Source organism: Roseovarius indicus (assembly GCF_008728195.1).
GTDB classification, from domain to species: Bacteria; Pseudomonadota; Alphaproteobacteria; order Rhodobacterales; family Rhodobacteraceae; genus Roseovarius; species Roseovarius indicus.
The window spans coordinates 4115453-4128211 of sequence record NZ_CP031598.1 but is presented as its reverse complement, the minus strand read 5'-3'; the positions used below and the strand labels follow the sequence as shown (position 1 = coordinate 4128211).

The following is a 12759-nucleotide window of genomic DNA, read 5'->3' as shown; positions in this document are numbered from 1 at the left end:
GATCAGGGAAATATATCAGGGTCTTGGTCGCTGGTTGGGGAAGGCGCCTTGAACTTGGGAGCTTCTGAATACTGATGGACGGGGCGTTGTTCCCAAGCTATGGCGCATCGTCACGCGACCACGTCACATCTCTACGAATAACGCGTGCCGGCGTTCCACCTACAAGCGTGTTTTCATCAACGGTGCCCGAAACAAAGGCACGCGCGGCCACGATACTATCTCGGCCAATCCTTGCGCCTTTGCCTATCACGACGTCTTGGCCAATCCATACCTGATCAGAAACTGAGACGTCCTGAGGAGGATTGATCCGCTCTCCTGTTTTCGTGTCAAAAACGCTGTGCATATCTGATGTGCGGATCGTGATGCCGTGCGAGAATAGCACGTTGTCACCGATATCGACATTCCCGAATTGCGCGACCAGCAAAAGATTTCCGCAGCGGAAATTGGAACCAATATTGATCTGTACCCCTGCGCCTCTGGCCTGAAGGTTCATCCCGCGAACCTTGGAGTTCTCGCCCACTGTGGTGAAGGCCGCTCCGTTCACCTTCAGATTGCGAATATCCACTGTCGCACCATTCTTGATATCGATTGCGATCTGGGAATCTTTCGCCACAACTACGTTTCCCAAGGTGAAGCTCGTACTTTCAGCAGAACGCCTCACAAATACGCCTTCGCGATAGCACTCGTAACCCTCTTCTAATAAAGACATCGGAAGTCTCCTGATTTGAAAATTTCACCCGTCGGAGTGGCGTTATTTGCCTGAACGTTCCGACAGTTCGATAACCTCGCCAATTATTTTCGCGTATCTCAAAGCTTGTTCGCCGGTTTTATCTCCGAGAATGTCCCGCGGGTCCATTGTGAATGTGTCCAGACCGGGTTCGTACTCAAGGAGCGCTTTTTCGAAAATCGGCTCTCCGAAGACCTGTTTGTCCAGCAGACTTGCGTCTTCATGGTACAGTTCCACGACGCTAGCGTAGTCGTCGGCAGGAAGGCGGAACTTCTGATCGTTTGCGTGAAGGCTGGAAATTTCCGATATCAGATACTCGCCAAGCCGGATTCGGAAGTCTGGCTCGAACTCGTCTTTCCTGCCTTTGGCAGCTTTCGCAAAACGCCATATCTGGGCGATCTGAGCCAATGCCCCATGTCCGGGAGACACGTTAGAATTATCCGACGCTGGTTTGAAGGGCTTGTTTTCGACGTCGTAACCAAGTTCTGCCAGGTAATCTTCTATCACGTCGCCACCTGTCAGACGGGACTTGATGTACGGTCTCCAAGAAACATTCTCTTCCCCGAAGATTGCAGACCATTGAGTGTACTGGGTATGATACCGGAACAGGTTATTCCGGGCGGTAATTTTGATGTAATCGGAGATTGGGGTCTGGCGACCGAACTTCGCCGTTTGCGAGAACAGCGAAGCGATCGCGGCCGCGTGCGGGCGGACGTAACAGACAACCTTTATCGCCGTCCCTGTATCGGCAACATCGCGGAGAGCGCCGTGCAAAATGTCCGGCTCTACGAGGCAAAAGCCCTCGGCCGACATCACGAATATCTCGCTTGTTTCGGATGCTTTTATCTCGTCTGCCGCTGCACGCCATGGACCTCTGTCGTGCTGCTTCCCCGATTGCTGCAGGTCGATCGCCATAGGCTTGTGGCTCGAAATTCGTTTGCCACGCCCGGCTGCCAAATAATGGATGCCATCCGATTTCAATGTCTCTGAGTTTTCATGCAAGTAGTTCTGAAGGCTGGTGGTGCCTGTCTTGTGGCATCCAATGTGAATGACGAGCGTCTTCATGTTGGTGGCCCTACTCAGGTTTTCGTCAGGGCTGCTACGGCAATCGCGGGCGGGAGAGCAGCCATTCGTGCACTGACCTCGTAATCCTTCAGCTGGGGCAGTTCGATTTGAGTTCGGCGATTCTTATCTCTGAGTACCACAAGTCCCAGAAGCTCAAAGTACGATTTTCCTTCCTCGGTTTCCGACAGTGAGACTGTCACCGTAACGTCTTTATCGTTTTTGTAACTCCAGTTGGTAACGACACCGCCAATTTGATACTTGGAATGCGGGCTATCGTTCTTGGAAGACACAATCAACGTGCAGCGGGTGCCCGCTGCTTCCGCTATCAGCGTTCCGTCAGAAACGTTCGAATTATACAAGACCGCTGCTACTTTTGCGCCGGGCGCCAATGGGACTGACAAGCTTTCTCCTTCGGAGAGTTTTCGAAGTTTGTCGCAGCGCAGGGAGTTCTTGTGCACCACGACACCGGTCTGTTCCGCATCATGGGTAAAAGGAACGTATCTAAATTCTGCGGAAGACCTGATTTCACGCTTCTGCGTGGTAAATTGCTTAAGCTTTCGGGCCTCGATACCCATCATCGAACCGATGATACCTGCGAGCGGCCGTTTCAAGTGCGCCGCGTTGTTGAACAAGTCGGCTAAAGTCAACGAGGTCTCGATATCCAGGACGCGGCGTATGAGCGAGTAACCGTTAAGGAAGGGAATGGAATTATCCTGGCAGAACGACATGTAGGAATTGGCGACGGGAGGCGCCTGGTTGTTCTCAAGCCATTCAAGGCGGGGGAGAATGGCCACAAGCGGTATACTGCCGGATCGGCAAATGCGAAAAATTAGATTTTCGAAGTTCCGAAGGAAAATTCTCTGAAGCTCAGGTTTGCGTTGCGCGAGAATTTCATCATTCACCGCACAGTCTATGACCACCACGTCATAGTCGCCGCGCTCTACTTTTTCGATCCCTTCATTCAGAAATACTCCACCGATTCCGACTGAAAAATTGTCGATCTGCGATTTGGGAAGAGCATATTGAAATCCCGACGAGAACCCATTCTTCATTACAAGATTCGACGTTCCGAGAAGGGCAGTTTTCATTCGATATCCTGTGCCTTGGTTGAATGGGCTTAACCGCGCGTTGGACGGACTTTTTCGCAATACGTTGTAGCGACTCGCGCGTCAAGGTGCCCTGACAGCGCTCGTTTCCCGGCCTCACGTTGCTGGCCGGATGACTTCTGGCAGCGATGGGGATCACGCGAACGCGCTGTCGAGGTTGTCTGGGGTGCAGGGCGTGCACCGACTCGAAGGTGTTACGGCCGTTATTCGCATCATGCGACGCCCCGACGTCGGTCCAAGCCGAGACCGTTGCTAATGGCCTCCGCCATTCGGAATGCGACTTTCAGAAACCTCTGACGATCTTCAATACTGACTCGATGCGGCGCAGTTTTCGCTTTCCCGAACACTTCGACGTAAATGGAGTTGACGGCTACCTTGAGACCTTTTCGGCTCCGGGCGATCACTGGTCCTTTGTGCGTCCTGCCGATGAAAAAGACCCGAGCGCGAAGGTTGCGGAGGTCGCGGAAAAGACGAGAATCTCGGATCTCTGTTCCACCGGTTTGTATCATTTCCGCACAGTCCAGTCTTTTTTGAACACTTACAGTAGGACCGAGGGCGTCGGCCTGTCCGAGCTGCAAGGTGGCGAGCGCTACGTTGTCCCCCTCTACAATCTGCTAATCGAAGCGGGCCAAAACATCCGGTACCACCATATCGGCTCGGACGATGTCGCATTCAGTGGCACTCCCGATGAGTATGACGCGTTCTCCAAGTGTGTCCCGGTCCGTCCGCGCACGGCCGGAGTGATCACTGGGCGTCTTCGGGACATCAGTGACGCATACGCAACCTTGCACAAGGCGGTCAACCTAAGGGGAGAAGGGCTGCTCGAGAAGATTGTCCTGTCGACATGGTATGGAGAAATCGACCGATATCCCGGCCTGAGAGAGGACCTTACTTCCTCAGGTGTGGACATCGTGGAATCAGAGTGCCCGCCGCAGTCGATCAGGCCCCTGGCGATGTGGGTTGCGTGGATACAAGCGGCAGCCTTACAGCGTGGAATAGACGCTGCGGGAGGTGCAGATTGCATTTTCAAGCTTCGCACGGACAAATGCGCTCCGCATATCGAGGCGTTTCGACCAGTCCTTCAGGACGTACCACAACCCTCCGGTCCATACTCGCCGCTGGAGGGTGTTGTATCTGTACGAATGGTGCGAGCCGGCATTCCGCTGCACATAAGTGATATAATCAATTATGGATACCGGTCAGACATCGAAACCATGATTGCGACGACCCTGAGTGGTGAAATGCAGTTTGATGCGAAGGATGCATGGACGGGTGTGGAAACGCGCTGGGCGGCTAGCCCCTGGTTTCGAGAGAGCCCGCTCTATCGATCCTATCACGCGGGCTTAGACGCATTCGCATCCGCCCGAGCGCTAATGGCGTGGTCGGAAACAGCAGGGGAGGACGAGGTACCCGAAGCGCTTGCGCGTGCGATTGCGTTCGGTTGGCGGGTCATTTCGGATGGTTTCTTCATCGCTGACAGCAGACCGCTCCCAGCCGAGCGACTTCCGGATGCGCACCTTCGTGACGTTTTCAATTCAAAGGACAAGCAGTTGGCGAGAACTGTGCCATCTCGCAGGGGCGCAACGCGCAATTTCGTAAGCCAGCAGACTGTGGATGGCCTGGCGCATGGGCGGTTTTCGGATACATCGGCCGGTTCCGTTTTCTCGAAAGCGATAGCGCAGCTTGATGACGGCCGAGCCGACAAGGCCATTGACGATGAGGGCTACAATAAGATCGCGCGTTTTTTCGTCGCCAATGGAGAACGGAAGAATTCTGTAGCAGCTCCGGTCACAGTCTCTCGTGCGGCTGCCGTGGAGGTATCGCAAAACAGGTTTTCGGAAGCGGCTGCGTTCGCGATGATCTCCCGCAGCTTTGGCGCGCCCGCCGAGCAAGAAAATGCGCTGGCTCTCATTGCTATGAAGACGTCGGAAAGCCCGCCGGGTAACCGCAGCTACGCCGTCGCGGATGCATATTTGACCGGAGCCGGCGGGTTGCCGAAGTCCGACGACCTAGCGCGCAAATGGATGTGGGTTGGCGCTGAGCTGAGTCACAATCCGAGTGTTACGGGATTTGCGGAACTGGCAATATCTCTGCCGGAAAGCGACCCCGACCTGCGTGAAAAAGCTATGGGACAGTTGCGTGCATCGGGTCTGGAAACCAGCAGCGTGGCCAAGAGGATTGCAGAGTTGATGGATGCGCGCAGAAAGGGGCAACCTGCTGATTCGGGATGACCTGATGTCAATCGGCGTTAAAGTTTGACCCCCTATCGGCATCCAACATTGACCCATTTGTGCTGAGAAGGACTGGCGCTACGTAGCTCTCAAATCGCGTAGCGGCGGAGTGCCTGCGGGGTTTCGGGTTGGCGCTATGCGCGGTTCTTGAAGCACCAGCTTTCGTTGCCGGTCTCGATGACCTGAGACCCGACTCTCCTCCGGATTTTCGGAGAGTCCGGGGGTTGATGCACTGCTCCCCAATTCTGGACCGCCGGAAGCTGGATTTTTCCGGCTGTCTCACGATGACGCTTGGCGGCGGAATACACGTATTACATGCTCGCTACGTTACAAGTGTGTCGCCAGGCAACGCCCAAGAAAATAAAGGAGCACCACCGAGCTCAAGGCCTCATTAGCCAGTCGCCGCGTTAAGCCTGTTATAAAGCTGCGGCGCGACGTGGCGTTCGGTTGAGTAGATCTCGTCGACCAGTTTCATTACCTTGAGCGCACCTAGAGAGTCGCCACTACCAATGCCCGGCTTGCCCGATAGTATCCAGTCCGAGAAAGCACGCGCTTCCCGATCCCAGCTTTCGTCCTTATCGTAGGTCAGCGAGCTTTCCTGCTCCCACGATGCGGCTGGCGCTTTGGTCCGGTTGCGCGCGACAATCAACTGTTCCGCCCCGTAGGTGTTGGAGGAGGTCTTCAGACCGTTGAGCACCATGTAGCCACGCTCCATGAAAACTTCGAGCGCAAACAGGTGCCGCCACTGGATCATGGTGGAGTGCAGCGAAGCACAGCGCCCCGTCTCGGAGTTCCGCAACTGGATGAACACATTGTCCTCGATCCCCGGCAGGTGCCAGTAGAGGTGCGAGACCATGGCCTGCACCTGGTCGAAGTCGCCGCCGAGGTAGAGGAACAGGTCGAGCATGTGGATGCCTTGGTCGATTAGGATGCCACCGCCGGAAAGCTTCGGGTCGGCGCGCCATGTCGAAAGGTAATCCTCATCCACAGACTTGCCGTAGCGTCCGCGCATCCAGAGAACCTTGCCCAGCTCGCCCTCGTCAACGATCTCACGCATCTTCACGGCCGCGCCGTGGTGGCGGTGGTTGAAACCGTACATCAGAATCTTGCCTGACTGGGCCTCAACCTTGCGGATCTCTTCAACCTCTGCCGAGGTGAAGGCCGGCGGCTTCTCGCAGAAGACGTGCTTGCCGCTCTTCAGGGCCGCAATCGTCAGGTCCTTGTTCAACGAATTGATCGTGCAGACGAATACGGCTTCGATGTCCTTGTCCACCAGAACGTCTTCTGGCGTGGCGACCGACTTGTCCTCCGGTACCGGGTCGCCCGGATAGCCGTAGATGGCCGTCACAACGCCCACATCCGTCCTGAGAATGGCTGAATGACGTGTCTGCCCCATTTTGCCATAGCCAATAATTCCAAATTTCAACATTGAATGTCCCCGGAAGATCAAGACGCGACCATGCGTCGATTTCAAACTGGTATTTGCTGCAGCGACTTCGTCGCTTGTGGACGTGTCTTAGCCGTCTTATAGAGCGTGTCAACTTGCATTACTAGTTGGCGGAGCTACTGACATGAACCCTGCGCGCGTCCTTGTCACTAACATGATGATGCTCAAGGAACGAGACCGTTTCGACAAGGAATTGCGCGATCGCGGATACGAGCCGATCTGGGTCGATGTCGAGCAGTTTCTGACCGAAGAACGCTGCCTTGACCTGGTTGTTGATATCGACGGCTGGCTGGCCGGCGACGACCAGATCACCCGGGCCGTACTTGAAAAGGCCCTGCCCCGCCTCAAGGTCATCGCCAAATGGGGCACTGGCATCGACAGCATCGATTTGACCTCGGCGAAAGAGCTTGGCGTGCCCGTCCTGAATGCGGCCGGGGCATTTGCCGACGCGGTTGCTGAAGTGGCGATCGGTCTGATCCTCATGGTAACGCGCCATCTGGGCCGGATCGACCGGGAAGTCCGCACCGGCGGCTGGCCCAAACCGCAGGGGCTCGAACTGAAAAGCGCAACGCTGGGGATGATCGGCTACGGTGCGATCGGCCGGCGGATCGGCGAACTCGGCGTGGCCTTCGGAATGAACGTGCGCTTTTCCGATCCTTTCGTTGACGGCTCCGAGTCCGTCGTAGAGGTGGCCAAGGCGGCGGACGTGCTCTGCCTCGCCTGTGCGCTCACGCCCGAAAACCACCATCTGGTCAATGCCGACCTGCTCAAAAGCATGAAGCCGGGTGCCATCGTCGCCAACGTGGCCCGCGGTCCGCTGGTCGACACGAAGGCTCTCGTGGACGCCCTTCAAAGTGGTCACCTTGGGGGCGCGGCGCTCGACGTGTTCGAAGACGAACCCCTACCTGCCGGCCACAGCCTGCTCGGCTTCGACAACGTGGTGGTCTCGTCGCATAACGCCAACAACGGCCGCGGCGCCGTCGAGGCAGTCCACGCCCGAACGCTTTCCAACCTCGACAGCGCATTCAAGTAACCCAGATGACAACATGACGTCGAGCGACCAGTTACACGAGGGTCGGGACGGACAATGACAAAACCGAAAGACGTTTTCAATCGCATGTCTAACGTCAGCACCTACTGGACAGATTTAGGTATTTGAGTAACGAAGGATTTCTTGTTCATCTTCGCTCCATTATGGCTTCGATGAACCAGAAATCCTTCTGTAATCGGGCCTGGTTTTGCAAGGAATTAGCGACTGAAGGCGCATGCTTCTGTCCGTGATCTGCGCATTGCACTCACATGATGCGGTTGGCTTTGGCTCAGGAAAGCCCATCTCCGTTGCGACTTCATATTTAAGTCAGGATTTCTGTCGGCTTTTCCCTCACCACGTCCCTTCAGGGTCGCCTTCCTTGCGGAAGCTCTGGTGTTGGTTGTCTGTCAGGCGGTTTTGAACTTTGTGCCGTCTATCCACAACCGATGCATGATGACGGCCAGTTTCCGGGCAAGGGCAATCTTGGCGCGCTTTGCGCCCCGTCGAGCAGCAACGCGCATCGCCCATGCCCTAAGTGGGGTCCATCTGGTGGTTCTCACCAGCATCACATGCGCTGCTTCATAAAGCGCAGCCCGCACACTTGCATCGCCAGCCTTGGTGATCGACGTGACACGATCCGTTTCGCCGGATTGATACCGTCTCGGCGTCAGGCCAAAGCAGGCACCGACCGACTTTGATGAACGAAACCGTGTTGGGTCGTCTATAGCGGCCCGGAACGTCATCGCCACCACGGCACCAACGCCGGGAATGGTCATAAGGCGACGGCAGACGTTATCGTTGCGAGACTGATCACGAACCAGCTTGTCCAATTTGGCAAATTCCGCTGCCATCGTATCGCGTGCTGATAGGAGCGGGAAGATTGCCGCCTCCAGCACGGGATTGCCTGCGATCAAGTCACGAACCAGGTCACAGAACCGGCCTCGTGCTCCTGTGGGAACCCTCAAGCCAAATCCACGGAGAAGGCCACGAACCGAATTGTCGAGTTCACGGACGCGACGACCCAAACTGACCCGCGCCGACAGCATCAATCGCAGGTCCCGAGCGACAGGCGTCTTCAAATGCACAGGTTGAAACCAGCCCATCCGAAGAAGCTCGGCGATGCCACGGGCATCCCGCCGATCCGTTTTTACCGGAATGGCAGATAAAGCGGCATGAACCCTACGCGTCTCCATCAGAACGCTGTCCAAGCCTCTTTGCTTGAGGCCCTCAACAAGGAAGCCCGACATGGGCCCAGCTTCGAGGCCGATCCCAGCAATCTCATCAGAAAACGGATTCAGCGAATTTGCGAGATCCTCAGGATGGCTCCGCGCAGAAAACTCTTTCTTGACGCAGCCAGCTGCGTCGATCACGCAAACGGCCGTACTCTCAACTGAAACATCAAGCCCTATGTAATACGCCATGGTCATCTCCTCTTTGCCGAAAACCACCACGATAATGGTGGCGAATCGGCCCGATGACCGCATCTCTGTTCCTCAAACACCTAAATCTGTCCGGTAGGTACTGACGTTAGACACTTCGAAGATATGCGCCGCCGCGCCGAAGCCATCGCAAACGAGCTTGAGAAACTCGAAGACAGCAGAGGTGCAGCATGACCGATGCATATAGAGATGCGTTCAGCGAAACGGACCAAGCACCAGGGAAACGAACCAAGCACTAGGCCTGACCAGCGCCTTGCTCAACGCGCTTTACGATTTGGCGATGGATAGCAACACGCTTGGCTCGTCCGACCCGGAGGCTGTGCAGTTGATGGCCATGCTGGAGGTCGCCCGCGAGAAGGCGCGCTTAGCGTTGGAAATGCATGAAGCCGAGTGGAGGGTGAGGCAGCAATAGGGCTTAACTGTGTGATCTCTCACAATTAAGGTTTGTGAGGGATCACACGAAAGATGCATCAAATGCCGAATTTTGTAGAGCGCTACGTTTCTCAGTCGATGGTTTCCCACTTATCGGGCATTAAGAATGACGTATTGCGGGACTGGCGCCGCAGGCAAATTCTCGATGGCGTGGGTGAACAGAATGATAGTCGCCGTTGGCAGTACTCTCTGCACGAGACGGTCGAGCTTGCCATTGTGCGGGAACTTCTGCCCAGCATCCCCACCATAGTGGTGTGCCAGTGGATTGCCGGCATTTCGGTGATCCCCGTGACGTATGCACTCCGCAAGCACGATGGAGTTGTATTCCTCGATACCGCCAGACCGCACAAGCGCTTCTGGGCGTTTCGGGTCTCTACCAAGATCTATGGAGAGCAAGACGAAAACGAGTATCTGAACACGCGCAGCGCGGAAACCATCGAGGAACTGTGGCAAGTCACTGACCCGACCGCACACGCTCATGTCATTGACGCCGATAGGTTGGCGCTGAGCCTTCCCAGAGACCTAAGGCGCGTCATGCTCCACGGCTTGGCCGGTCCTGGCCGTGACGGCGTCTACATCGAGATCGGTGGTGAAGACGGCTAAAGAACTGTGCTGACAAGGTTAACTATCATTGTGTCAAGGAGGACATGACAATGAAGATCGTAATTCAGAGAATTTCTCGGATCGACGAAGACGGTACTGACCGACTGGAAGTCGATGCGTCTGCGGTCGGGTTCAACATTGCCGCGCAATTCATGGTGCACGAGATCGTAAAGTCGAACTGCCCGATCCCGGATGACATCGAGGAGCGCGTAGCAAAGGGCATTCGCAGCTTCTTGGACGAGATCAAAGACGCCTGACATGACCGCCCGCCGCGCCACCATCACTCAAACCGCGTTGACCCGATACCTCAAGGCGTATCGGGACGCCGGCTATCCGGTGGCGCGTACGGAAATCAGCCGCGACGGTAAGGTGGTGATCTTCACGAATGACAGCACTGCCAGCGAGGATGCGAACCCTTGGGATGCGGGATGAAGCATCGGAAACAATACCCAGGCGCATCGCCCTACACAGACCGACACGGCCGGCGCCGTTGGCGTTTTCGTAAGGGTGGCTTCGCTGCCGAGCTTGGCACCGACTACGGCTCAGACGACTTTCAGCGCCGCTATGAGGCGGCACTAGAGGGGCACCGGACAAGGGGACTTGTTGGCGTGGAGCGTACGCGGCCGGGCTCTGTCTCGGCTCTTGTCGCGTCCTACTATCGCTCGCCCGATTTCCTCGGACTATCCGACAGCACGAAGCGCACCTATCGGGGCGTGATCGAACGCTTCCGACAAGAGCATGGCGACAAGCCCGTGACGTTGATGCAGCGTCGACACGTGCAGAAGATCCTCGCGGAGAAGGCGGAAACTCCGGCTGCCGCTAACAATCTTCGGAAACGTCTGATCACGTTGCTTGACCATGCCGTGTCTCTAGACTGGCGCCCCGACAACCCGGCCCGGTCGACGAAACCCTATCGGCTCGACGGCGGCGGGCATCACACGTGGGACGAGGGCGAGATTGCCCGCTTCTTTGAAGTGCATCAGCCTGGCACGCTCGCACACAGGGCGGTAACGCTCATGCTTTATACGGGCGTGGCGCGTATCGATGCCGTGGCACTCGGATGGCAGAACGTGAAGGGCGAGCGGCTCGAATATCGGCGCAGCAAGACGGGCTCGGCCGTTTCCATGCCGATACACCCCGACCTTGCGGAGGTGCTGGCCGACTGCGCGCGGGATGCTCTGACATTCCTGCAGACCAATCGTGGCGCGTCCCGCTCGCCGAACGGACTGGGCAATATGATGCGCGAATGGTGCGATGAGGCTGGCTTGCCGCTGTGCAGCGCCCATGGCCTTCGTAAAGCCTGCGCCCGGCGTCTGGCAGAAGCTGGGGCCACCGCCCACGAAATCGGCGCCGTGACCGGGCACAAGACCCTCGCCGAGGTCCAGCGATACACTGCGGAGGCGCAGCGCGGAGGCATGGCCGACTCTGCATTTGGCAAGCTCATCGCAAGGCCGAATGGTGAAAAAAAACTTGGTGAACCTGCGGAAGAGGTTCGCCAAAGATGCGCATAAAGCACTGAAAAAAGGAGACTAATCGGTATGGTTGGCGATCCCGCGAGGACTCGAACCCCGAACCTGCTGATTAGAAGTCAGCTGCTCTATCCAGTTGAGCTACGGGACCGCTTGCGCCTTCGTTTAGCGGGGCATTGGGGCAAGATCAAAGGCAAAAGCGTTGCGGCTATGATCCGGTGGATCGGTGAGGTGCGAAACCTGCGCCGCGATCAGGCGTTGCGAAGCGTTCCGCGAAAATCCGTGCCCGGATTTTTCGCGAACCGCCCTCATCACGCGAAGGGGTCATCCGGGTAGCGGACGGCAGCCAGGTAGAGGCCGTGGGGCGGGCAGACCGGCCCGCAAGCGGCGCGGTCGCGGGCGGCCAGTGCGGTGGCGACGTCGGAGGGGGCCCAGGCGCCGCTGCCCACGCGTTCCAGGGTGCCGACGATGGAGCGGACCTGGTTGTGCAGGAAGGAGCGGGCGCGGAGGCGGAAGTGGAATTCGGGGCCGGAGAGGCCTTTGGTGGCGGTGATGGTGATTTCGTCGAGGGTTTTGACGGGGCTCTTGGCCTGGCAGATGGTCGAGCGGAAGGTGGTGAAGTCGTGGTGGCCGATGAGATGTGCCGCGCCTTCGCGCATGGCGTCTAGGTCGAGCGGATTGCGGACATGCCAGACCAGACCCTTGTCATGGGTGGCGGGGGCACGGCGCATGAGGAGGCGGAAGAGGTAGCGGCGCTCGGTGGCCGAGAAGCGGGCGTGCCAGTCGTCGGCGACGCGGGCGCAGGCGAGGATGGCGACGGGCTGGGGTTTGAGGTGGTAGTTCAGGGCCTCGGAGAGGCGGAACGGCTCCCAGTCTTTCGTCAGGTCGCAGTGGGCGACCTGGCCGAGACCGTGGACGCCGGCATCGGTGCGGCCGGCCGCGGCGATGGTGTGCGGGCCGGGTTCGAGGCGTGCCAGCGCCGCCTCGATCGCGCCTTGCACCGAGGGTTGATCGGCCTGCCTTTGCCAGCCGGCAAAGGGGGCGCCGTTATATTCGACCTTGAGCGCGTAGCGTGGCATGACGCGGCTCTTAGCGCGGGGCCGGTCTGCGGACAATCCCTTGACGAAAGGTTAACGACAGGGGCGTTTCGGGCAGGCGCGGTGCGGGGCGAGGTCGTTGCACCCCGTGGTTTAAGGCTGTGGCGTTGAGG

13 protein-coding genes and 1 tRNA gene are annotated in these 12759 nt (G+C 57.4%); 7 read left to right on the top strand and 7 right to left on the bottom strand.

All coding sequences use genetic code 11. The annotated features are described in order from the left end of the window. Positions 1-97: 97 nt before the first annotated feature. Genes RIdsm_RS19965 through RIdsm_RS19955 form a run of 3 tightly spaced genes read right to left on the bottom strand, consistent with a single transcriptional unit; the run spans position 98 to position 2844 of the window. Entirely contained in the window at positions 98-709 is a 612-nt protein-coding gene (locus RIdsm_RS19965; protein ID WP_057818219.1) for an acyltransferase, read from the bottom strand. Between the two features lie 42 nt (positions 710-751). Beyond that, positions 752-1792 carry a hypothetical protein gene (locus RIdsm_RS19960; protein WP_057818218.1) on the bottom strand — a complete coding sequence of 347 codons (1041 nt, stop codon included), beginning with the start codon at positions 1790-1792 and terminating at the stop codon, positions 752-754. Positions 1793-1806: 14 nt separating this feature from the next. Further along, positions 1807-2844 (bottom strand): hypothetical protein, encoded by a 1038-nt coding sequence (locus tag RIdsm_RS19955; protein WP_057818216.1) that lies wholly within the window; start codon positions 2842-2844, stop codon positions 1807-1809. A 371-nt stretch (positions 2845-3215) separates the two neighbouring features. On the opposite strand from RIdsm_RS19955, the gene RIdsm_RS19950 reads away from it, so the two are divergent. Further along, positions 3216-5129 carry a glycosyltransferase family protein gene (locus RIdsm_RS19950; protein ID WP_057818215.1) on the top strand — a complete coding sequence of 638 codons (1914 nt, stop codon included), beginning with the start codon at positions 3216-3218 and terminating at the stop codon, positions 5127-5129. 391 nt (positions 5130-5520) lie between these two features. On the opposite strand, the gene RIdsm_RS19945 is transcribed toward RIdsm_RS19950, so the two are convergent. Next, positions 5521-6558 carry a Gfo/Idh/MocA family protein gene (locus RIdsm_RS19945; protein ID WP_057818212.1) on the bottom strand — a complete coding sequence of 346 codons (1038 nt, stop codon included), beginning with the start codon at positions 6556-6558 and terminating at the stop codon, positions 5521-5523. Between the two features lie 142 nt (positions 6559-6700). Here RIdsm_RS19945 and RIdsm_RS19940 point away from each other — a divergent pair, with 142 nt between their 5' ends. After that, positions 6701-7609 carry an NAD(P)-dependent oxidoreductase gene (locus tag RIdsm_RS19940; RefSeq protein WP_074940582.1) on the top strand — a complete coding sequence of 303 codons (909 nt, stop codon included), beginning with the start codon at positions 6701-6703 and terminating at the stop codon, positions 7607-7609. A gap of 404 nt (positions 7610-8013) precedes the next feature. On the opposite strand, the gene RIdsm_RS19935 is transcribed toward RIdsm_RS19940, so the two are convergent. Then, complete coding sequence (locus tag RIdsm_RS19935) at positions 8014-9027, bottom strand: IS110 family RNA-guided transposase (RefSeq protein WP_057818258.1); 1014 nt, start codon at positions 9025-9027, stop codon at positions 8014-8016. A 271-nt stretch (positions 9028-9298) separates the two neighbouring features. Here RIdsm_RS19935 and RIdsm_RS30405 point away from each other — a divergent pair, with 271 nt between their 5' ends. The 5 genes from RIdsm_RS30405 to RIdsm_RS19920 all read left to right on the top strand — a co-directional run bounded on the left by RIdsm_RS30405 (position 9299) and on the right by RIdsm_RS19920 (position 11591). After that, positions 9299-9457: a hypothetical protein gene (locus RIdsm_RS30405; protein WP_160325869.1), complete on the top strand. Its 159-nt coding sequence runs from the start codon at positions 9299-9301 to the stop codon at positions 9455-9457. Between the two features lie 62 nt (positions 9458-9519). Then, positions 9520-10080, top strand: coding sequence for a hypothetical protein (locus RIdsm_RS19930; RefSeq protein ID WP_057818207.1), 561 nt, complete (start codon positions 9520-9522; stop codon positions 10078-10080). A gap of 50 nt (positions 10081-10130) precedes the next feature. Beyond that, the gene (locus RIdsm_RS19925) at positions 10131-10337 is read left to right on the top strand and encodes a hypothetical protein (protein ID WP_057818205.1); all 207 of its coding nucleotides are present in this window, start codon (positions 10131-10133) and stop codon (positions 10335-10337) included. Between the two features lies 1 nt (position 10338). Beyond that, positions 10339-10512: a hypothetical protein gene (locus RIdsm_RS30240; RefSeq protein ID WP_160325868.1), complete on the top strand. Its 174-nt coding sequence runs from the start codon at positions 10339-10341 to the stop codon at positions 10510-10512. Continuing rightward, the gene (locus tag RIdsm_RS19920; protein ID WP_057818203.1) at positions 10509-11591 is read left to right on the top strand and encodes a tyrosine-type recombinase/integrase; all 1083 of its coding nucleotides are present in this window, start codon (positions 10509-10511) and stop codon (positions 11589-11591) included. Before RIdsm_RS30240 ends, RIdsm_RS19920 begins: the two co-directional genes overlap by 4 nt. Positions 11592-11623: 32 nt before the next feature. On the opposite strand, the gene RIdsm_RS19915 is transcribed toward RIdsm_RS19920, so the two are convergent. Both RIdsm_RS19915 and truA read right to left on the bottom strand, forming a co-directional pair. Then, positions 11624-11700 (bottom strand) — tRNA-Arg (locus tag RIdsm_RS19915). Between the two features lie 160 nt (positions 11701-11860). Further along, the gene (truA, locus tag RIdsm_RS19910; protein WP_057818202.1) at positions 11861-12628 is read right to left on the bottom strand and encodes a tRNA pseudouridine(38-40) synthase TruA; all 768 of its coding nucleotides are present in this window, start codon (positions 12626-12628) and stop codon (positions 11861-11863) included. Positions 12629-12759 lie beyond the last annotated feature (131 nt).

Coding starts and splice junctions, on each gene's coding strand:
- RIdsm_RS19965 (WP_057818219.1), bottom strand. CDS start 709: ATGTCTTTATTAGAAGAGGGTTACGAGTGCTATCGCGAAGGCGTATTT.
- RIdsm_RS19960 (WP_057818218.1), bottom strand. CDS start 1,792: ATGAAGACGCTCGTCATTCACATTGGATGCCACAAGACAGGCACCACC.
- RIdsm_RS19955 (WP_057818216.1), bottom strand. CDS start 2,844: ATGAAGAATGGGTTCTCGTCGGGATTTCAATATGCTCTTCCCAAATCG.
- RIdsm_RS19950 (WP_057818215.1), top strand. CDS start 3,216: ATGCGGCGCAGTTTTCGCTTTCCCGAACACTTCGACGTAAATGGAGTT.
- RIdsm_RS19945 (WP_057818212.1), bottom strand. CDS start 6,558: ATGTTGAAATTTGGAATTATTGGCTATGGCAAAATGGGGCAGACACGT.
- RIdsm_RS19940 (WP_074940582.1), top strand. CDS start 6,701: ATGAACCCTGCGCGCGTCCTTGTCACTAACATGATGATGCTCAAGGAA.
- RIdsm_RS19935 (WP_057818258.1), bottom strand. CDS start 9,027: ATGGCGTATTACATAGGGCTTGATGTTTCAGTTGAGAGTACGGCCGTT.
- RIdsm_RS19930 (WP_057818207.1), top strand. CDS start 9,520: ATGCCGAATTTTGTAGAGCGCTACGTTTCTCAGTCGATGGTTTCCCAC.
- RIdsm_RS19925 (WP_057818205.1), top strand. CDS start 10,131: ATGAAGATCGTAATTCAGAGAATTTCTCGGATCGACGAAGACGGTACT.
- RIdsm_RS30240 (WP_160325868.1), top strand. CDS start 10,339: ATGACCGCCCGCCGCGCCACCATCACTCAAACCGCGTTGACCCGATAC.
- RIdsm_RS19920 (WP_057818203.1), top strand. CDS start 10,509: ATGAAGCATCGGAAACAATACCCAGGCGCATCGCCCTACACAGACCGA.
- truA (WP_057818202.1), bottom strand. CDS start 12,628: ATGCCACGCTACGCGCTCAAGGTCGAATATAACGGCGCCCCCTTTGCC.